We start from the raw sequence: 18,617 nt of genomic DNA, 5'->3' as shown, positions 1-18,617 counted from the left end.
TGGCCGTGAACCGAATGCGAATGCCAAGATTGCGGGCAGTTCCGATCAACTGACGCGATTATAGGCACCGAAATGCTTCCCCGATCGACACGCAGGCGGCTGGAAGCGCGGCCAAGTCTGCGGTAACTGCCCACTGATGCGAGCCATCATCCTTTCGGCCGGGCAGGGATCGCGCCTCCTGCCGCTGACCGCCGACCGCCCCAAATGCCTGATCGAGTTTGCCGGCAGGACGCTGCTTGACTGGCAGCTGGACGTGCTCTCCGCCAACGGAGTGACGGAGGTGGTCGTCGTGGTGGGCTTCCGCGACGATCAGGTGACGGCGGCGCTGGCGCGGCGGACCGGCGGGCCGAAGGTTACGACCCTGTTCAACCCCTTCTACAAGGTCGCGGACAATCTCGGATCGATGTGGATCGCGCGGGACTGGCTGGAGGGCGACCTCCTGACGCTGAACGGCGACACTTTGATCAGCGAGGCGCTGGTCGCCAAGGTGCTGGCCAATGCCAAGCCGGGTATCACGGTGAGCGTCGACGAGAAGGACGATTACGACGCGGACGACATGAAGGTGGTGCGCGATCCCGATGGCCGGCTGCGCCAGATCGGCAAGCGGCTCGGCAATGCGCCGGTGAATGCCGAGAGCATCGGCTTCATCGCTTATCGCGGCGACGGGGCGGCGCGGTTCCGGGCCGAGGTCGAGGCGATGCTCAGGACGCCCGAGGGGACCGGCAACTGGTATCTGAAGGCAATCCACGCCATCGCGCAGACCGGCCGCGTGGAAACGACCAGCATCCACGGCGAGGAATGGGGCGAGGTCGACTTCCCGGAGGATCTGCCGCGCGCCGAGGCCCTGGCGAAGGGCTGGGCCGGCTAGGTCGAGCTTGCACCGAAGGCTCGTGGGAGCCGGAAAGTCTCAAAGGTCCAGCTTCAACGTGCGCGTGCGCGCCCGCCTGCGCGCGCCCGCACGCGAGAGCGGATGATAAACGATCGAAAGAGCCATCGGCGGGAAAGCACTTCTTTTCCTACATTGGAAGGAAAAAGGGACATCCCAAACCGGAGCCGACAAATCTCAGGTCGTGAACCCATCAAACGTCGCTCGCGGGCACGAGGGACGAACGGCCGGAATTGGTGGTTAGCGGACGTTGAGCTTTTAATTTAACGCTTCGACGCTCTGCCCGACTGCCCTTAGCTTCATGCTAGACAGATCGAGGTTGCATGCCATTCTCAACACCTCACCCGCCTTCTGCATCGCGCGGATAGCGGGCGGGAATGACTGTTGAGGAAGCTCCGGACCAATGCCGGTGAAGGAATGGCTTACGCGCGTTTTTCCGTTCACGCGCCCAACATCCAAAGTCACCCATCCCGCACTATTCCAGTTGTAGTAGGCAAACTGAGCTACGCTCGTGCCGTTTGGGAAGGTGTTACCGTCAGCAACGTAGTCCCATCGCTCGACCTTGCCGAAAGCTTGCCGGAGCGTCTTATCTATGCATTTTGTATCGACCGCCGTGCCAACGTCTTTCTGTGAAACGACGCCTCGCAGCGGCTCGCAACCGCAGAGTGCAAAAGCAAGGAGAGCGAGGGCGAGTGCGGTTCGTGTCACGGGAGCATCTTATTGGCCATCGCGGTTGTATCCGCTAGTTGGGCGAGCGCGGATCGTCCGCTTTATGAGTCTACGGCCTAGATCACGGGTGCCGGCCGCACGATGGCGTGACAGGGACCGAAGCCGATCGGGACATACCCTTCCCGCTCGGCGCGCGCTGAGAGGATGATCTCGTCGCCATCCTCCAGGAAGCCGCGTGTCTCACCGTTCGGCAAAGCGAGCGGTTCCGCGCCGCCGCGCGTCAGTTCGGTCATGCTGCCGAAGCCGCTACGGTCCGGCGCTGAGATCGTGCCGGTGCCGAGCAGGTCGCCGGGTCGCAGGTTGCAGCCGTTCGAGGCGTGATGCGTGACGATCTGGGCAACCGTCCAGTACATGTTGGCGGCCGGCCCGTGGCTGATGCGATGCGGGGGGAGGTTGTCCTGCCGCATCGTGGGGGTGCTGATCGCCGCCTCCAAGATCAGGCCGAGCGCGCCGGTGGCCTGATCGTTCTCGTTCCGGAGATAAGGGAGCGGCGCTGGGTCGCCCTCGGCTCGGGCGGGCTGGGGAATGCGGAAAGGGGCGAGGGCTTCAGGGGTGATGACCCAGGGTGAGATGGTGCTGTGGAAGTTCTTGGCAAGGAAGGGGCCGAGCGGCTGGTACTCCCAGGCCTGGAGATCGCGGGCTGACCAGTCGTTGAGCAGGCAGAAGCCGGCGATATGCGACAGGGCTTCGGCGATGGGGATCGGCTGGCCGAGCTCGTTGCCGGCTCCGATCCAAACGCCAAGTTCCAGTTCGTAGTCGAGGCGGCGGCTGGGGCCGAAGGTCGGTGCTTCCTGATCGGGTGCCTTGCGCTGGCCGTTCGGGCGGGTCAGCGGCTCGCCGGAGGGGCGGATTGAGGAGGCTCGGCCGTGATAGCCGATCGGCACGTATTTGTAGTTCGGCAGCAGCGGATTGTCCGGGCGGAACTGCCGCCCGATATTGTTGGCGTGGTGGATGCCGACGTAGAAGTCTGTGTAGTCGCCGATCGCGCAGGGCAGGTGCAGGCGGCAGGACGCGGCATCGTGAAGCGCCGGTTCGACCGTCCGGCGGTGACGCTCATCCGACAGCAGCTCGGACAGGCGGCGGCGCAGGCCGATCCGCTCGTCAGCGGGAAGGGCGAGCAGGGCATTGAGCGTCTTGCCACCGAGCAGCGTCGCGGCGCGTTCCGGCAGAAGGCTGGCGATCAGGCCCAGGTCGAGGATCGCGTCGCCGATCGCCACGCCGGGTCTCGCTTCCCCGCTTTCGGGAGAGAAGATGCCGAAGGGCAGGTTCTGGATCGGGAAGTCGGGATGGCCGTTCGCGGAGGCGACCCAGCTGGTGCGGGCGGGGTCGTGGGTCTCGTCGATCATCGTCACTCCGGCAGCCTTGCCTTGGGAAAGTCGGCCCAGGCGGCGTCGTAATCCGGCTGGGCGTGGTCGAGCGCGAAGCGCGTCGGGCGATAGGGCCAGCAGCTTTCGACCATGAAGGCCAGCGTATCGGCGATCTTCTGCGGCTTCAGCTCGGCCGTGCTCGCCCCGCGCCAGCTGACGACGTCGGGGCCGTGGCCCGCCATCATGTTGTGGAGCGACAGGCCGCCGGGCACGAAGCCTTCCGCCTTGGCATCGTAAGCGCCGTGGATGAGACCCATCGCCTCCGACATGACGTTGCGATGGAACCAGGGCGGGCGGAAGGTGTCCTCCGCCACCGACCAGCGCGGCGGGAAGATCACGAAATCGGCATTGGCCCGGCCGGGCACGTCGGAGGGCGAGGTGAGCAGCGTGAAGATCGACGGGTCGGGATGATCGAAGGAGACGCTGCCGATCGTGTTGAAGCGGCTCATGTCGTAGCGCCAGGGTGTGAGATTGCCGTGCCAGGCGACGACATCGAGCGGGCTGTGGTCGAGCGTGGTCTGCCAGAGTGAGCCGAGATGCTTTTGGATCAGGGTGAAGGGGCGGTCCTCATCCTCGAACCAGGCGACCGGCGTCTCGAAGTCGCGGGGGTTGGCGAGGCCGTTCGAGCCAATGGGGCCGAGTTCGGGCAGGCGGAACAGCGCGCCGTGGTTCTCCGCGACATAGCCGCGTGCCGCACCGTCGGGGAGGAGTGCGCGGAAGCGGATGCCGCGGGGGATCAACGCGATCTGGCCGGGTGCGAGGTTGATGCGGCCGAGTTCGGTAAGGAGGGTGAGGCGGCCCGCCTGCGGCACGAACAGCATCTCGCCATCCGCATTGAAGAAGGCGCGGTCGTTCATGTCTGCGTTGGCGGCGTAGAGGTGGACGGCGACGCCCTCCAGATCGGCCGGGTCGCGGTTCGCCATCATGGTGACGAGGCCGTCGATCAGGTCGGTGCCCCGGGCGGGGTCGGCGATCGGGCTCCAGCGCAGGCGGTTGGGTGCGAGCGGTTCGGGGTCGGTGCCGGGGACGAAGAGTTTTGCGCCGTCATAGCGGGCAAAGGGCGGGTGGCTGGCGCTGGGACGGAGGCGGTAGAGCCAGGAGCGACGGTTCTCGTGGCGGGGCGCGGTAAAGGCGGTGCCGGAGAGCTGTTCGGCATAGAGACCGAAGGCCGGGCGTTGCGGGCTGTTGCGCCCGACTGGAAGCGCGCCGGGGATCGCCTCGCTGGCGAAGTGGTTGCCGAAGCCGGACATGTAATCATCCCTGAGCGAAGCTCGGGAAGGGGGACCACCCGAAGGATGGTGGAGGGACGGGGGTGCAACCGCCGTCTGTGACGGCGGCCCCTCCACCAGCTTCGCTGGTCCCCCTCCCCAGCTCTGCTGGGGAGGATGGGGGGTGTCCCTCACGCGTCCACCTTGACGACGCCGCGGCGGATCTGGTCGAGTTCGATGCTTTCGTAGAGCGCCTGGAAATTGCCGTTGCCGAAGCCCTCATTGCCCTTTCGCTGGATGATCTCGAAGAAGATCGGGCCGAACATCGTCTCTGTGAAGATCTGGAGGAGGAGGCCTTCCTCGCCGACATTGCCGTCGATGAGGATGCGGTTGCGGCGAAGGCGTTCGAGGTCCTCGCCATGGCCGGGCACGCGCTTGTCGACCAGCTCGTAATAGGTCTCCGGCGTGTCCTGCAGGCGGACGCCGCGCGCGCGGAGCTTCTCGACCGTGGCGTAGATGTCCTCGGTGGTGAGCGCGAGGTGCTGGATGCCCTCACCGTTATAGTCGCGGATGAACTCCTCGATCTGGCTGTTCTCGTCCTGGCTCTCGTTGAGCGGTATGCGGATCGCGTGGTCGGGGGCGATCATCGCCTGGCTGAACAGGCCAGTGGCCTTGCCCTTGATGTCGAAGAACTTCTGCTCCTCGAAGCCGAACAGGCCGGCGTAGAACTCGCTCCACACCCGCATCTGCCCGCGCCGGACATTGTGGGTGAGGTGGTCGAGCAGGTCGAGGCCGACGCTGTTGCGCGCCTCCGCCTCCCGCCAGCCGGCGAACTCCGCCCAATCGGCATAGGCGTCCACCCCGTCCTGCATGAAGTAGAGGTAGGACCCGCCGATGCCCATGATGACGGTGTCGTCCTCCTCGGTCGCCTCGGCACCGTGGTCGAGCGCCCAGCGGAGCGCGGCCGCCGGATCGGAGACGCGAAAGGCCATCGCGCTGGCGGAGGGCCCGTGGACGCCCCGGAAGGCCGCCACGCGGCCGTCGGCGTCGCGGTTGAGCATCAGGTTGATGCGGCCCTGCTTGTAGCGGGTGATGTTCTTGGTCGGGTGGCGGTGCGTGGGGGTAAAGCCCAGCACCTCCAGCTGCTCGCCCATCGCCAGCGGGTCGGGCGAGGTGAATTCGACGAACTCGAATCCATTCAGGCCGAGAGGGTTGCTCTCGTCGGTCATGTCCATCTCCATGTCATGTCGCGGGCCTGTCCAGCCCTGCGGTTCATGCGCTCTATCTAGCACAGGAACGCGCGGGCGACAGGTTGGTGGCGAGGGCGAACGTCCCCCGCGCTCCCCTCATCCCGCGGAGGCGGATCCATCCGTCCAGGCGATCGATCCTCCGAGCGGTATGCTACACCGTTCCGCTTCCTGATCGGCGCTGCGGAGGCGTTGGTCGGTGGATTCCCGCCTTCGCGGGAACGACGTTAAGGGGATAGCGCTCCCTACGCGCGCGCCTGTCCTGTGCCGATGACCTGCCACTTATACGTTGTCAGCCCCTCCAGCGCGACCGGCCCGCGCGCATGCAACCGACCCGTCGAGATGCCGATTTCCGCGCCTAAGCCGAATTCGCCGCCATCGGCGAACTGGGTCGAGGCGTTCCACATCACGATCGCGGAATCGACGCCGTTCAGGAACGTGGCGGCAGTCTCCGCATCTTCGGTGACGATCGCGTCGGTGTGGTGGGAGCCGTGTTGGGCGATGTGCGCCATCGCCGCGTCCACGCCATCGACGAACGCGACCGAGAGGATCGCGTCGAGATATTCGGTATCCCAATCCGCCTCGTCGGCGCAGAGGATGCGGGGATCGAGCGCGCGAACCTCGTCCGAACCGCGCAGTTCGCAGCCCTTGTCGATCAGCGCCGACAGGATCGGCCGGGGATCGGCGAAGGCGCGGTCGATTAGCAGCGTCTCGGTCGCGCCGCAGATGCCGGTGCGGCGCATCTTGGCGTTGACGGCGAGGGTGAGCGCCATCTCTGCGTCGGCCGCGCCATCGATATAGGTGTGGCAGAGGCCGTCGAGATGGGCGAGGACCGGCACCTTCGCCTCGGCCTGCACCCGGGCGACGAGGCCCTTGCCGCCGCGCGGCACGATGATGTCGATGAGACCGGCCGCGCCGAGCATCGCGCCGACGGCAGCGCGATCGGTGACGGGAACGAGCTGGATCGCATCGGCGGGAAGACCGGCCTGTTCGAGGCCCGTGACCAGAGCCTTGTGGATCGCGCGGCTGCTGGCGATCGCCTCCGACCCGCCGCGCAGGATGCAGGCATTGCCCGCCATCATGCTGAGCGCGCCGGCGTCGGCCGTCACGTTCGGGCGGCTCTCGTAGATAATGCCGACCACGCCCAAGGGCACGCGGACGCGGCGGAGGATCAGGCCATTGGGGCGCGTGCGCTCGTCGATCACCTCGCCGGCGGGATCGGGGAGGGCGGCGACCGCCTCCAGCCCCTTGGCCACGCCTTCGAGGCGGGCCGGGTCGAGGGTCAGGCGATCGAGCAGCGCGGCGGTGAGGCCGTTCGCCTTGCCCTTGGCGACATCCTCGGCATTGGCGGCGAGGATGTCGGCTTGCGTCGCGCGGAGAGCGGCGGCGGCATGGCGCAGCGCCTCGGCCTTGCGCGCGGTCGGGGTGGCGGCGAGCACGGCGGCAGCGGCGCGCGCACGACGCCCCATGTCGAAGATCAGGGCTTCGGCGTCCAGCGTGTCGGCGCGGTCGAGTGCTGCGGTGGCCATGAGGTGCAGCGTATCACACCCGGCCATTTCCGTCATCCCAGCGGAGGCTGGGATCGTTGTCAGCGGACGCTACCCGTCCCGAGCGATCCCGGCCTTCGCTGGGATGACGATTGAAGCATTGGGTGCGCGGGAGCCCGGCCCTCGACAATCTCCCGCGCTGCGGCATGATGCGGCGATGGAAGACGCGGCCGAGACAATGGGGAGCATCGCGGCGGGAGGGATCCTGGCGCGGGAGGTCGAGCGGGCGCATGCGCCGGGGCACGACCATTCGGACGATTGCGCCAATTGCGGCGCGCATCTGGCCGGGCCCTATTGCCAGATGTGCGGGCAGCACGGGCATGTCCACCGCACCGTCATGGCCTTGGTCCACGACATCGGCCACGGCGTGTTCCATTTCGAGGGGAAGGTCTGGGGCACGCTCCCCATGCTGTTCGCCAAGCCCGGCGAGCTGACGCGACGCTATGCCAAGGGCGAGCGGGCGAAGTTCGTGTCGCCGATGGCCTTGTTCCTGTTCTCGGTCTTCCTGCTGTTTGCGGTGACATCCTCGCTGACCAAGCACTGGAACTTCGGCCCTCTGGAGGGTTCCGGCGCGATGAAGCGGGAGATGGCGGAGGAGCAGGTGCGCCTGCGCGCGCGGGTCGCGACCCTGCAGAGGCAGGCGGCGAGCGCCGCCCGGCCGGAGAGCGGGCGCAATGCGGCGGAGAAGGAGAAGATCGCCGCCGATCTGGCCGAGGCGAATGAGGACCTCGCCAACCTCAACCGCGCTGCGGCGGCGGTGGGGGTCGTCGGGAGGGATGACGGCATGCCGGTGGATACCAGATCCAGCTATCTCGACGCCAAGCTGAAGGTGTTGAAGGAGAACCCGGACCTCGCCTTCTACAAGGTGAAGAGCGCCGCGTACAAGTATAGCTGGGCGCTGATCCCGATCTCCCTGCCGTTCATCTGGCTATTGTTCCCGCTCCGGCGCGATGTCGGCATGTACGACCACGCGATCTTCGCGACCTACTCGCTCGCCTTCGTGACGCTGTTCGCGATCGGGCTGACCCTGGTCTATTTCGCGGGGGCGGGCGGCGACTGGCTGTGGGTCGTGTTCATCGGCGGCGTGACGGTCCACATGTACCGTCAGCTGAAGGGCGCCTATGGGCTGGGCCGCTGGGGGGCGGCGGCGCGGACGGCGACGCTGCTGGTGATGACGTCGGTGACGACGACGCTGTTCTTCCTGATGCTGCTGTATCTGGGGCTGGCGGGGTAGCTTCAGCCCCGTCCATCCCGAGCGAAGTCGAGGGACCATCATCGAGCGAAGCCGAGATGGCGACCGTAGAGGCCTCGCCTACGCTCGGCCGCCGTCCCTCGACTTCGCTCGGGATGGACGACTTTCCTGCTTCATTACGCTCCCTGCGGTGCGGGGTCTCCGAAGCCGCCGGGGCGCTTGCTCTTGGGGATCGAGGAGCCGGCGGTGGGGAGCAGCGGGTTGCGCTTGCGGGCTTCCTCGCCACGGTCGAGCGTGCCGCCGTCGATGATCTTCTTGATCTCTTCGCCCGACAGCGTCTCGTATTCGAGGAGCGCCTTGGCAAGGACGTGGAGGTCGTCGATGCGGGTGGTGAGGATTTCCTTCGCCCGCTCGTACCCGCCTTCGACGATGCGCTTGATCTCGGCGTCGATCAGCTGCGCGGTCTCGTTCGACATGCGGATCGGCTGGTTGGCCGAATAGCCGAGGAAGGTCTCGCCCTGCGGCTCCGAATACTGGAGCGGGCCGAGGGCGTCCGACATGCCCCAGCGGGTCACCATGTCGCGGGCGAGGCTGGAGGCGTATTCGATGTCGCCCGAGGCGCCGGAGGAAACCTTATCGTAGCCGAAGATGATCTCCTCGGCGACGCGGCCACCCATCGAGACAGACAGGTTCGCGTACATCTTGTCGCGGTGATAGCTGTAGCTGTCCCGCTCCGGCAGGCGCATGACCATGCCGAGCGCGCGGCCGCGCGGGATGATCGTCGCTTTGTGGATCGGGTCTGACGCCGGCTCGACGAGCGCGATCAGCGCGTGCCCGGCCTCGTGATAGGCGGTCATCCGCTTCTCGTCCTCGGTCATCACCATCGACTTGCGCTCGGCGCCCATCATGACCTTGTCCTTGGCCGCCTCGAACTCGCTCATCGCGACGAGGCGCTTGCCGAGGCGGGCGGCCATCAGCGCCGCCTCGTTGACCAGGTTGGCGAGGTCCGCGCCGGAGAATCCCGGCGTGCCGCGCGCGATGGTGCGGGCGACGACGTCGGGGGCGAGCGGCACCTTCTTCATGTGGACTTCGAGGATCTTTACGCGGCCTTCGATATCCGGGCGCGGCACGACAACCTGACGGTCGAAGCGGCCCGGACGCAGCAGCGCGGGATCGAGCACGTCGGGGCGGTTGGTCGCCGCGATGATGATGATGCCCTCGTTCGCCTCGAACCCGTCCATCTCGACCAGAAGCTGGTTGAGGGTCTGCTCACGCTCGTCATTGCCGTTGCCGAGGCCGGCACCGCGATGGCGGCCGACGGCGTCGATCTCGTCGATGAAGACGATGCAGGGCGCGTTCTTCTTCGCCTGTTCGAACATGTCGCGCACGCGGCTGGCGCCCACGCCGACGAACATCTCGACGAAGTCGGAACCGGAAATGGTGAAGAACGGTACGCCCGCCTCCCCCGCGATGGCGCGGGCGAGGAGCGTCTTGCCGGTGCCGGGCGATCCGACCAGCAGCGCGCCCTTGGGGATCTTGCCGCCGAGCTTCGCGAACTTCGACGGATCCTTCAGGAAATCGACGATCTCCTGCAATTCCTCGCGTGCCTCATCGATGCCGGCGACGTCGTCGAAGGTGACGCGGCCCGACTTCTCGGTCAGCAGCTTGGCCTTGGACTTGCCGAAGCCCATCGCGCCGCCGGCCCCGCCGCCCTTCTGCATCTGGCGCATCACGAAGAAGGCGATGCCGAGGATCAGGATGAAGGGGAGCGACTGGTAGAGGAGGATCATCCAGAAGCTGGCCTGCTCCTCGGGCGCTGCGGCGAACTTGACGCCCTTGCCGACGAGGCGGTTGGTCACGTTCTCCTGCGCAGGCGCATAGGTGCGGAAGCTGGTGTCGTCGGTGAACTTGCCGGTCACCTGCTCGCCCGCGATCTGCACCTGCTTGACGGTGCCCTCGTCGACCTTCTGCAGGAAGTCGGAATAGGCGATCGCGTCGCCCGCCTGCGTGCGGCTGGAGCTGTCGAAGATCGACACGAACAGGACGAGCGCGACGAGGATGCCCACCCAGATCAGGAGGCTCTTCATCCAGGGGTTGCCCGACGGTTCCTTGTTTTCGCTCATTCTCGATCCACTCTGCCCGAGTCGGATAGATAATCCGGATCAGGTTAAAGACAATGCGACGTTCGGTGACTTCTTTCCGTCACGATGATCGCCCGCTTCGATGAGGCGGCGCAAGGCGGAAGCGCCAGAGCGGCCCCCCTTCGGCGCGGATACCGCCCAGCGTGGCGATTTTATCGGCGGCGAGGGTGGCGATGAGGCGGGCGAGGTCGGGTCCACGCGGCGCCGACGCGCCCAGGGTCTCGAAGGCGAAGAGCACGAGGCGGCGGCGGAGTTCGTCGGGCAGGCCAGCGGGGTCAAGCGAGACGCCGGACCCGTCCTGCGCGGCGCGGCGGGACCATTCCTGCGCGGCGGCCCAGGCGAGCGCCTCCTCGGCCTGCGCGAGATGGGAGGCGGATTGGGCAAGGCGGTGGGCATCGGGGTAGCCGTTGGAGAGAAGCGCGCGGGCCCGCGTGCGATCGTAATGCGGATCGCGGTTGGAGGGGTCATCGACCGGCGCGATGCCAGCGGTGTCCACGATGGCGCGGAGTTCGGCGCGGCTGTGGCCGAGGAGGGGGCGGATCAGGGTGACACTGTCTGTCAGCGGGCGGCTGGAGCGGATGCCGGTGAGGCCGGGGAGGCCCGCACCCCGACCGAGGCGCATGAGCAGGGTCTCCGCCTGATCGTCGGCATGGTGGGCGGTGGCGAGATGCGCGAAGCCCCGGTCGGCACACCATCGGGCGAGGGCGTCGTAACGGGTTGTGCGGGCGGCCGCCTGGGTGCCTTCGCCGTTCGTCTCGACGCTCACGCGGAGGGTGTCGTGCGGGATGCCGCGCGCTTCGCAGATGGCGGAGACGTAGGCGGCTTCATGCGCGGCCTCGGGGCGGAGGCCGTGATCGACGGTGGCGACGGCGATGTGGTTGGGTAGCGCCTCGGCGGCGAGAAGGAGGAGGGCGAGGCTGTCCGGCCCGCCCGAGACCGCGAGCGCGAGGCGGTCGATGCCGCTGAGAGCGCGAGTGAAACGATCGACGGGCTGGGTGGATGGGGCGTTCACTCCATCTGTCTAACACAAAGCGTAAAAGCCCTCTCCCACAAGGGGAGAGGGAGATTGAACTCACTGCAAAAAGAAGTTCGCGATCAGGTCGGCGACGACGCCGCTGCTGATGTCGACCAGCGCCACGTCGTTGTAATAGCGGACCCAGCGATAGGAGCCGTAGGCCGGGGGAAGGCGGTAGTAGTACGGATCCTCGATCCAGTAGGTGCGGCCGTAGAAATACGGATCGGCGCGGTAGCCGCGATACCAGGCGCGGTATCCGGCATTGTAGCCGCGCGGCGCATAATAGCGGGGCAGGCGGTAGTAGCTGCCATAGCGCGCACGGTGGCCGTACCAGTCGTAGCGGCGGTCATCACGCCAGCCGCGGTTCCAGTTGCCCTGCCCGGACCAGCGATAGCCGTTGTTCCAGTTACGGTTGTCGCCATAGCGACGGCCGTCGTTCCAGTCGCGGCGGTCATTATCGCGTCGGTCCCAATCGCGTCGATCGTTTCCACGGCGGTCATTGTCCCAGCGGCGGTCGTCGCGCCAGTTGCCGCGTGCGACGTTGACGCCGCGATCCTGTCGATAGTCGCGGCGGTCGCGGGCGAGATCGCGCTGTTCGCCGCGCAGGTCCCGGCGGGCCTGCACCACGTCGCGGCGTTCGGCGGCGACGACCCGGCGCGGCGCATCGCGGCGGACGGCGCGGTTCACGTCGCGCTGTTCGCGCACCACCTCACGCCGGGCCTGCGCCACGTCGCGGCGGGACTCGCGGATTTCGCGGCGATACTCCTGCCGTTCGGCGCGGGGGCGCCGGTCGCCGGGATCGGCTTGGACGGGGGTCGCCGCGGTCGCGGCGAGCAGCATGCCGAGCAGTAACGTCCTCATCTCTTGTCATCCTCTCCGGGCGCAGCCTCAATGCGGATCGCCCTCGAATGGTTCAATGCGCGATGCGGACTGTCGAGGTGCTGAACTGGATGGTCAGCGAACTGAAAGGGTTGTGATCGAAGCGTCATCCCAGCGAAGGCTGGAATCGGGCGGGCAAGTAGACAGCGATCCCAGCCTTCGCTGGGATGACGTGACTGTGGATTGATTACTTCCCCGGCTTCAGCGCGGGCACCGCCTGTGCCGCGTCCTTCAGCGTGATGCCGGGGGGCGGGGCGGCGGCGATCTGTTCCTGTCCGCGCATCACGCGACCGGCGCGGCGGATCGCCTCGCGCAGGCGGGGGTAGATGCCGCAGCGGCAGAGGTTGGTGACCGCCGCGTCGATGTCGCCATCGGCGGGGTCGCTGTTGCGAGCGAGGAGCGCCTGCGCGGCCATGATGATGCCGGGGATGCAGTAGCCGCATTGCGGCACGTTCTCCGCGACGAAGGCCTGCTGCAGCGGGTGGCTGCGATCCTGCGACAGGCCTTCGAGGGTGGTGACGAAACTTCCCTCGATCGCGCCGATCGTCACCTGGCAGGATCGGGTGGCGTTGCCGTCGACGATCACCGTGCAGGCGCCGCATTGCCCGATGCCGCAGCCGTATTTGGCGGCGGTGAGGTTGGACGCATCGCGCAGCGCCCAGAGGAGCGGGGTTTCGGGTGCGAGCTTGTAGCGGACCGGGCGGCCGTTGACGGTGAAGGCGGTCATGGGTGGGCTTTAGGGGAAGGCGTCGGCGTCATCCATCCTCCCTGTGCGCAGCATGGGGAGGGGGACCGCTCGGCGGCAGCCGAGTGGTGGAGGGGAGGGTGCGCACCGGCGTCGCCGCCCCTCCACCAGCTTCGCTGGTCCCCCTCCCCATCTGCGATGGGGAGGATCGAATCATCCCTCGTCCTCGTCCTCGCGCCCGATCAGTTCCAGTGCGCGGGCCTTGATCTGGCGGGTCATGCACCAGTGGACGAGGGCGTCCTCGCGGCCGTGGGTGACCCAGACTTCGGAAGGGGCGACCTCCTGCAAGGTCGTGGTCAGCTCGTCCCAATCGCAATGGTCGGAGATGACGAGGGGAAGTTCGACATTCTTCTGCCGCGCACGCTGGCGCACGCGCATCCAGCCGCTCGCCATCGCGGTGATCGGATCGGGGAGGCGGCGGGACCAGCGGTCGTTCAGGGTCGACGGCGGGGCCATGACGATGTGGCCGGCCATCGCCGCCTTGGGCACGCCGGTCGCGGCGATCAACTCGCCCAGTTCAACACCGTGGTCGCGGTAGAGGTCGCAAAGCCGTTGCAGCGCGCCGTGGATGTAGATCGGCGCATGATGGCCGCGCGCACGGACCTCTGCGATGACGCGCTGCGCCTTGCCGAGCGCGTAGGCGCCGACCAGCACGCAGCGATCGGGATTGGCGTGGAGGGCGGCGAGCAGGCGGTCGATCTCGGCAGGCGTGTCCGGATGGCGGAAAACGGGCAGGCCAAAGGTCGCCTCGGTAATGAACACGTCGCAGGGCACCGGCTGGAACGGCGCGCAGGTAGGGTCCGGCCGGCGCTTGTAGTCGCCGGAGACGACGACCCGCTCGCCATCCTTTTCCAGCACGATCTGCGCGGAGCCCAGGACATGGCCGGCGGGGACGAAGCTCACGTCGATGCCGTCGACCTTCAGGCTTTCGCCATAGGCAATCGGCTGGCCGTTCTGCGGGCCGTAGCGCGCGGCCATGATCGCCAGCGTCTCCGCCGTCGCCAGCACCGATCCGTGGCCGCCGCGCGCGTGATCGGCATGGCCGTGGGTGACGAGCGCGCGGGCAACCGGCTGGGACGGATCGATCCAGGCATCGGCGGTCGGCAAATAGATGCCGGCCGGGCGGGGATCGATCCAGGAGGCGAGGCGCGGCATCACGCCCTATATGGTTGGCGTGATGCACAAGTTCCATCTTGGCCGGATCGACCGCCGCCCTGCTGCGTTGGCCAGTCTCGCGATGATCGAGAGAGGACTGAATCATGGAAGGTCTTTGGTCGCTGATGACCATTGTCGGCCCGATCGTACTGGCCGCAGCGCTGATCTGGGCAATCCTGCGCAACCGCAAGACGTCGGCGGCGCGCAGCGAACAGGGCGCGCGTGACCTCTATGCCCGCGAAAACCGCGACGAGCGCCGCCGCGAAGCCGAGAGCCAGAGCGCGCCAGACTGAAGCGGCGGCGGGCGGTCTGCCGCCCGTCATCTCGGACTGGTTCGCCGGCCGGGGCTGGACACCGCGCCGGCACCAGCTGGAGATGCTCGCGGCAGGGCGGGTGAGCGCGCATACCCTGCTGATCGCGCCGACGGGTGCGGGCAAGACGCTGGCGGGGTTCATCGCCAGCCTGACCGATCTGGTCGAGCGGCCGCAGGATGGGCTCCACACCCTCTACGTCTCGCCGCTGAAGGCGCTGGCGGTGGACGTGCAGCGCAACCTGCTGACGCCGATCGAGGAGATGGGTCTCGACATCCGGGTCGAGACGCGGACCGGAGACACGCCCTCGGATCGGAAGGCGCGGCAACGGGCGAAGCCGCCGCAGATGCTGTTGACCACCCCGGAGTCGCTCAGCCTGCTGCTGTCCTACCCGGACAGCGACCAGCTCTTCGCCAATCTCAAGACGATCGTGGTGGACGAGGTTCACGCCTTTGCGGCTGGCAAGCGGGGTGACCTGCTGTCGCTGTGCATGGCGCGGTTGCAGCGGCTCGCGCCCGCGATGCGGCGGGTGGCGCTGTCGGCGACGGTAGCGGATGCGGACCTGTATCGCGCCTGGCTGGCACCCGACGGGTTGTTCCAGGAGGTGACGCTGGTCGAGGGCGATCCGGGTGCGCCGGCCGAGGTCGACATCCTCCTGCCGCAGGATCGCGTCCCCTGGGCCGGCCATTCGGGGCGCTATGCGGCCGAGCAGGTGATGGCCGCGATCGAGGCGCATCGCACCACCATCGTCTTCTGCAACACCCGCAGCCTTGCCGAGCTGATCTTCCAGGATCTGTGGAAGGTGAACGAGAAGCAGCTGCCGATCGGCGTCCACCACGGATCGCTGTCTATCGAGGCGCGGCGCAAGGTGGAGGCGGCGATGGCCGATGGACGGCTGCGCGCGCTGGTCGCGACCGCCAGCCTCGACCTCGGCGTCGATTGGGGCGATGTCGATCTCGTCATCCAGATGGGCGCGCCGAAGGGATCGTCGCGCCTTCTCCAGCGCGTCGGCCGCGCCAATCACCGGCTGGACGAGCCGAGCCGGGCGGTGATCGTGCCCGGCAACCGCTTCGAATATCTGGAGGCGCGGGCGGCGCTGGACGCGGTCGAGGCGGGCGAGCTGGACCATGAGGTGTTCCGCATGGGCGCGCTCGACGTGCTGGCGCAGCATGTCATGGCGCTCGCCTGTTCGGAGCCTTTCGAACAGGATGCGATGCTCGCCGAGCTGCGGTCGGCGACGCCGTATTCGGCGCTGTCGGATGAGGTATTCGACCGCGTCCTGAACTTCATCGCCACCGGCGGCTATGCGCTGAAGGCCTATGACAAGTTCCGGCGGCTCACCAAGGGGCCCGACGGGCTGTGGCGGGTCAGCCATCCGAAGTTCGTGGCGCAGCATCGCCTGAACGCCGGGATCATCGTCGAGGCGACAATGTTGGAGGTGCGGTTCAAGAACGGACGGCGGCTGGGCAAGGTCGAGGAGAGTTTCGGCAACACGCTGTCACCCGGCGACACCTTCTTTTTCGCAGGGCTGGTTCTTGAGGTCGAGCATATCGACGCGACCGACCTGGTGGTGCGCGCGACCAGCCGGCCGGCCCGCATCCCGACCTATGGCGGGGCGCGGATGCCGATCTCCACCAACCTCGCGGACCGGGTGCGCGGGTTCCTCGACGATCGCAGCCAGTGGGACCGCTTCCCCGACGACGTGCGTGAATGGCTGGAGATGCAGGACCGGCGATCGGTCCTGCCGGAGCCGGGGCAGCTGCTGATCGAGACCTTCCCGCGTGAAGGGCGGCACTACATGGTCGTCTACAGCTTCGAGGGGTGGAACGCGAACCAGTCGCTGGGGATGCTGGTTACCAAGCGGATGGAGACCCTGGGGCTGCAGCCGATCGGCTTCGTCGCGTCGGATTACGCGATCGCCACCTATTCACTGAAGCCGGTGACCGACCCGCGCCCGCTCTTCTCGCCAGACATTCTGGAGGACGAGTTCGTGGACTGGGTGCAGCAGTCACACCTTTTGAAGCGCGCCTTTCGCGAGGTGGCAGTGATCGGCGGGCTGGTCGAGCGGCAGCATCCCGGCAAGCGCAAGTCGGGGCGGCAGGTGACCTTCTCCACCGACCTGATCTACGACGTGCTGCGCCGCTACGAGCCGGACCATCTGCTGATGCGTGCGGCATGGGAGGATGCGCGGGCGCGGATGACCGATGTCGGGCGGCTCGGCCATCTGCTGGAGACCGCTAACGACCGCATCGTCCATGCCGACCTGACGCGCGTTTCTCCGCTCGCCGTGCCGGTGCTGGTGCTGATCGGGCGCGAGCGCGTCGCGACCGGCAGCGCCGACGACGCGCTCTTGATCGAGGCCGAGGCACTCGCCGCCGAGGCGATGGACGGGGAGGACTGATGGCCGAGATCGTCAACCTGCGTCAGGCGCGCAAAGCCAAGGCGCGCTCGGCCAAGGAGGTCGAGGCGCAGGCGAACCGCGCGCTTCACGGCCGCACCAAGGCCGAGAAGGCCCGCGACGAGGCCGAGCGCGCGCGCCTGACCGGCGCCGTCGATCAGGCGCAGCGCGAGACCGGCGGCTGAAACTCGGCGATGCGCGCCATGACCTTCGCGGATAGCTCCCGAAGCCGCGCCCGCTTCTCCGCGCTCAGCGGCTCTCGCGGCGCGCCGTCGATGACGCACAGCGCACCGATCCCGGTGCCGTCCTCCGACACCAGCGGGGCACCCGCGTAGAAGCGGAGCATGCCGCTCGTCACCAGCGGATTGCCGGAGAAGCGCTTGTCCTGCGCGGCGTCCGGCACGGTGAAGACCTCTTCCCCCAGCTGAGCATGGGCGCAGAAGGATATAGCGCGGGCGGTCTCGCGGGCATCAAGGCCGTGGCGCGCCACGAACCATTGCCGGTCGTTGTCGACGATCGACACGGCGGCGAGGGGTGTCCCACACAGCGCGGCAGCCTCGTCGACCAGCGCCTGCAGCACGGGATCGTCGGCATGTTCGAACACGCCGCTCCGATCGACGATCGCCTGACGGTGCGCCTCGCCAGTCGGTCGCGGCGCGGGTGAGTAGAAAGAGAACTTCATGCGGCCAGCGCCCGTTCGGCATGGTCGATCCGCATCAGCAGCTGATCGAGGTCGCTCAAGGGCGCAGGCGGGAAGGCGGTCCGGAGCGCATCGCCCATCATGTCGCCACGCGCGATGCGGAGCGCGTTCTTGCCGGTGCGCTTCACCTCGTACATCAGGTGGTCGGCGAGTTCGAGCATGCTGTCGCCGTTCGAAACCTGGCGCGCGTCGACGATGATGGCGCCCATGCTGCAGGTCACGGGGAAGCCGGTCCCGCGCAGGATACGGGTGAGGCGCGCATGGAGCGCCTCCGCCGCGCCGTCGCCGGCTGCGGTTTCCGGCACCGTCAGGAGCACGACGAACTCGTCGCCACCGATCCGTGCGAACAGGTCGCTATGGCGAACCGCGCCGCCTACCCCGTCCGCGAAGGCCTTGAGCACGAGGTCGCCGGCAGAGTGGCCGTGACCGTCGTTGACGCCCTTGAAACCGTCGAGATCGAGATAGCCGAGGACGAGGGCGGCCCCGCGCCTGCGCGCCGCCTCGATCGTGCCCTGCATACGGGCGTGAAACGCGCCCTTGTTCAAGGCGCCGGTCAGCGTGTCCGTTTCCGCGCGCCAGCGTTCGAGGAGTATGGCGTCGTGCAGCGCGTTCACGAACAGCGCGACGACCACCATGATGACCATGCGGGCGGCGGCGTTCCACGCGATCACACCCAGAGAAAGCTGGGATGGAATGTCCAAGGGAACGTAGTTGAGGATCGGGCTGGTCAGTCCAGCCGCGACCGCCATGACGACGCCGGCGCGCTCGCCCAGCGTCCAGGCAGCATAGACCGTCAGGGCCATGTACGGGAGGAGGAGGGAGATGTGCTCTCCGGTGGCGTAATCGACCGCACCGGTCAGGAGAAGCGCCAGCGTAGCAATGATCGAGGCAACCCTGCGCGACAGGCGCGAGGTGGACTCCGCCATCTCGGCGAAGTGGCTCGACAGACGAGAAACCCTTGGCCTCGGATTGATCAAGATCAGCCTCCGTTAACCAGACGCCCAATGGCGAAAATTGGTGAATAACTCGTAACGGGGCATGCGAATCCGTCGCGACAGGAACAGTTTACGCGTGCCGCCGGTTCATCCCTTGATCCC

General features: G+C 67.4%; 17 protein-coding genes. 5 read left to right on the top strand and 12 right to left on the bottom strand.

The genetic code is table 11. The features are described 5' to 3' along the window. Nucleotides 1-136 precede the first annotated feature (136 nt). On the top strand, nt 137-868 hold the full coding sequence (locus ACM608_RS12295) for an NTP transferase domain-containing protein (protein WP_419683505.1): 732 nt from the start codon (nt 137-139) through the stop codon (nt 866-868). A 276-nt stretch (nt 869-1,144) separates the two neighbouring features. Here ACM608_RS12295 and ACM608_RS12290 read toward each other — a convergent pair whose 3' ends face one another. The 5 genes from ACM608_RS12290 to ACM608_RS12270 all read right to left on the bottom strand — a co-directional run bounded on the left by ACM608_RS12290 (nt 1,145) and on the right by ACM608_RS12270 (nt 6,966). After that, a complete protein-coding gene (locus tag ACM608_RS12290; RefSeq protein ID WP_419683504.1) occupies nt 1,145-1,594 on the bottom strand; it encodes a hypothetical protein in 450 nt (149 codons plus the stop codon). Between the two features lie 77 nt (nt 1,595-1,671). Beyond that, a complete protein-coding gene (gene fahA, locus ACM608_RS12285; RefSeq protein ID WP_419683503.1) occupies nt 1,672-2,961 on the bottom strand; it encodes a fumarylacetoacetase in 1,290 nt (429 codons plus the stop codon). A 2-nt stretch (nt 2,962-2,963) separates the two neighbouring features. After that, entirely contained in the window at nt 2,964-4,232 is a 1,269-nt protein-coding gene (gene hmgA, locus ACM608_RS12280; protein WP_419683502.1) for a homogentisate 1,2-dioxygenase, read from the bottom strand. 149 nt (nt 4,233-4,381) lie between these two features. Continuing rightward, nucleotides 4,382-5,419: a 4-hydroxyphenylpyruvate dioxygenase gene (gene hppD / locus ACM608_RS12275; RefSeq protein WP_419683501.1), complete on the bottom strand. Its 1,038-nt coding sequence runs from the start codon at nt 5,417-5,419 to the stop codon at nt 4,382-4,384. Between the two features lie 263 nt (nt 5,420-5,682). Next, the gene (locus ACM608_RS12270; protein WP_419683500.1) at nt 5,683-6,966 is read right to left on the bottom strand and encodes a glutamate-5-semialdehyde dehydrogenase; all 1,284 of its coding nucleotides are present in this window, start codon (nt 6,964-6,966) and stop codon (nt 5,683-5,685) included. A gap of 103 nt (nt 6,967-7,069) precedes the next feature. Between ACM608_RS12270 and ACM608_RS12265 the strand changes: the two genes are divergently transcribed. Then, on the top strand, nt 7,070-8,218 hold the full coding sequence (locus tag ACM608_RS12265; RefSeq protein ID WP_419683499.1) for a DUF3667 domain-containing protein: 1,149 nt from the start codon (nt 7,070-7,072) through the stop codon (nt 8,216-8,218). A gap of 134 nt (nt 8,219-8,352) precedes the next feature. On the opposite strand, the gene ftsH is transcribed toward ACM608_RS12265, so the two are convergent. The 5 genes from ftsH to ACM608_RS12240 all read right to left on the bottom strand — a co-directional run bounded on the left by ftsH (nt 8,353) and on the right by ACM608_RS12240 (nt 14,111). Continuing rightward, on the bottom strand, nt 8,353-10,299 hold the full coding sequence (gene ftsH, locus ACM608_RS12260; RefSeq protein ID WP_419683498.1) for an ATP-dependent zinc metalloprotease FtsH: 1,947 nt from the start codon (nt 10,297-10,299) through the stop codon (nt 8,353-8,355). A 79-nt stretch (nt 10,300-10,378) separates the two neighbouring features. Then, complete coding sequence (tilS, locus tag ACM608_RS12255; protein WP_419683497.1) at nt 10,379-11,329, bottom strand: tRNA lysidine(34) synthetase TilS; 951 nt, start codon at nt 11,327-11,329, stop codon at nt 10,379-10,381. 60 nt (nt 11,330-11,389) lie between these two features. After that, entirely contained in the window at nt 11,390-12,193 is an 804-nt protein-coding gene (locus ACM608_RS12250) for an RcnB family protein (RefSeq protein WP_419683496.1), read from the bottom strand. 205 nt (nt 12,194-12,398) lie between these two features. After that, complete coding sequence (locus ACM608_RS12245) at nt 12,399-12,938, bottom strand: (2Fe-2S)-binding protein (protein ID WP_419683495.1); 540 nt, start codon at nt 12,936-12,938, stop codon at nt 12,399-12,401. Nucleotides 12,939-13,109: 171 nt separating this feature from the next. Further along, complete coding sequence (locus ACM608_RS12240; RefSeq protein WP_419683494.1) at nt 13,110-14,111, bottom strand: ligase-associated DNA damage response exonuclease; 1,002 nt, start codon at nt 14,109-14,111, stop codon at nt 13,110-13,112. 104 nt (nt 14,112-14,215) lie between these two features. Between ACM608_RS12240 and ACM608_RS12235 the strand changes: the two genes are divergently transcribed. From ACM608_RS12235 to ACM608_RS12225, 3 genes are read left to right on the top strand one after another with little or no spacing between them, the layout of a single operon-like run. Beyond that, entirely contained in the window at nt 14,216-14,404 is a 189-nt protein-coding gene (locus tag ACM608_RS12235; protein ID WP_419683493.1) for a hypothetical protein, read from the top strand. Then, nucleotides 14,343-16,823, top strand: coding sequence for a ligase-associated DNA damage response DEXH box helicase (locus tag ACM608_RS12230; RefSeq protein ID WP_419683492.1), 2,481 nt, complete (start codon nt 14,343-14,345; stop codon nt 16,821-16,823). The genes ACM608_RS12235 and ACM608_RS12230 overlap by 62 nt, the downstream gene beginning before the upstream one ends. Beyond that, nucleotides 16,823-17,005, top strand: coding sequence for a DUF4169 family protein (locus ACM608_RS12225; RefSeq protein ID WP_419683491.1), 183 nt, complete (start codon nt 16,823-16,825; stop codon nt 17,003-17,005). Before ACM608_RS12230 ends, ACM608_RS12225 begins: the two co-directional genes overlap by 1 nt. Here ACM608_RS12225 and ACM608_RS12220 read toward each other — a convergent pair. Together ACM608_RS12220 and ACM608_RS12215 are read right to left on the bottom strand one after the other, a co-directional pair. After that, nucleotides 16,978-17,502, bottom strand: coding sequence for a GAF domain-containing protein (locus tag ACM608_RS12220; RefSeq protein ID WP_419683490.1), 525 nt, complete (start codon nt 17,500-17,502; stop codon nt 16,978-16,980). The genes ACM608_RS12225 and ACM608_RS12220 overlap by 28 nt on opposite strands. Then, nucleotides 17,499-18,446 carry a GGDEF domain-containing protein gene (locus tag ACM608_RS12215; RefSeq protein WP_419683489.1) on the bottom strand — a complete coding sequence of 316 codons (948 nt, stop codon included), beginning with the start codon at nt 18,444-18,446 and terminating at the stop codon, nt 17,499-17,501. The genes ACM608_RS12220 and ACM608_RS12215 overlap by 4 nt, the downstream gene beginning before the upstream one ends. Between the last annotated feature and the right edge of the window lie 171 nt (nt 18,447-18,617).

Origin of the sequence: Sphingomonas sp. ID0503, from assembly GCF_048565625.1 — a bacterium.
In the GTDB taxonomy this organism is placed as follows: domain Bacteria; phylum Pseudomonadota; class Alphaproteobacteria; order Sphingomonadales; family Sphingomonadaceae; genus JBLZUR01.
This window is presented reverse-complemented; position numbering and strand designations above follow the sequence as displayed.

Coding starts and splice junctions, on each gene's coding strand:
- ACM608_RS12295 (WP_419683505.1), top strand. CDS start 137: ATGCGAGCCATCATCCTTTCGGCCGGGCAGGGATCGCGCCTCCTGCCG.
- fahA (WP_419683503.1), bottom strand. CDS start 2,961: ATGATCGACGAGACCCACGACCCCGCCCGCACCAGCTGGGTCGCCTCC.
- hmgA (WP_419683502.1), bottom strand. CDS start 4,232: ATGTCCGGCTTCGGCAACCACTTCGCCAGCGAGGCGATCCCCGGCGCG.
- hppD (WP_419683501.1), bottom strand. CDS start 5,419: ATGACCGACGAGAGCAACCCTCTCGGCCTGAATGGATTCGAGTTCGTC.
- ACM608_RS12270 (WP_419683500.1), bottom strand. CDS start 6,966: ATGGCCACCGCAGCACTCGACCGCGCCGACACGCTGGACGCCGAAGCC.
- ACM608_RS12265 (WP_419683499.1), top strand. CDS start 7,070: ATGACGATTGAAGCATTGGGTGCGCGGGAGCCCGGCCCTCGACAATCT.
- ftsH (WP_419683498.1), bottom strand. CDS start 10,299: ATGAGCGAAAACAAGGAACCGTCGGGCAACCCCTGGATGAAGAGCCTC.
- ACM608_RS12250 (WP_419683496.1), bottom strand. CDS start 12,193: ATGAGGACGTTACTGCTCGGCATGCTGCTCGCCGCGACCGCGGCGACC.
- ACM608_RS12245 (WP_419683495.1), bottom strand. CDS start 12,938: ATGACCGCCTTCACCGTCAACGGCCGCCCGGTCCGCTACAAGCTCGCA.
- ACM608_RS12240 (WP_419683494.1), bottom strand. CDS start 14,111: ATGCCGCGCCTCGCCTCCTGGATCGATCCCCGCCCGGCCGGCATCTAT.
- ACM608_RS12235 (WP_419683493.1), top strand. CDS start 14,216: ATGGAAGGTCTTTGGTCGCTGATGACCATTGTCGGCCCGATCGTACTG.
- ACM608_RS12230 (WP_419683492.1), top strand. CDS start 14,343: ATGCCCGCGAAAACCGCGACGAGCGCCGCCGCGAAGCCGAGAGCCAGA.
- ACM608_RS12225 (WP_419683491.1), top strand. CDS start 16,823: ATGGCCGAGATCGTCAACCTGCGTCAGGCGCGCAAAGCCAAGGCGCGC.
- ACM608_RS12220 (WP_419683490.1), bottom strand. CDS start 17,502: ATGAAGTTCTCTTTCTACTCACCCGCGCCGCGACCGACTGGCGAGGCG.
- ACM608_RS12215 (WP_419683489.1), bottom strand. CDS start 18,446: ATGGCGGAGTCCACCTCGCGCCTGTCGCGCAGGGTTGCCTCGATCATT.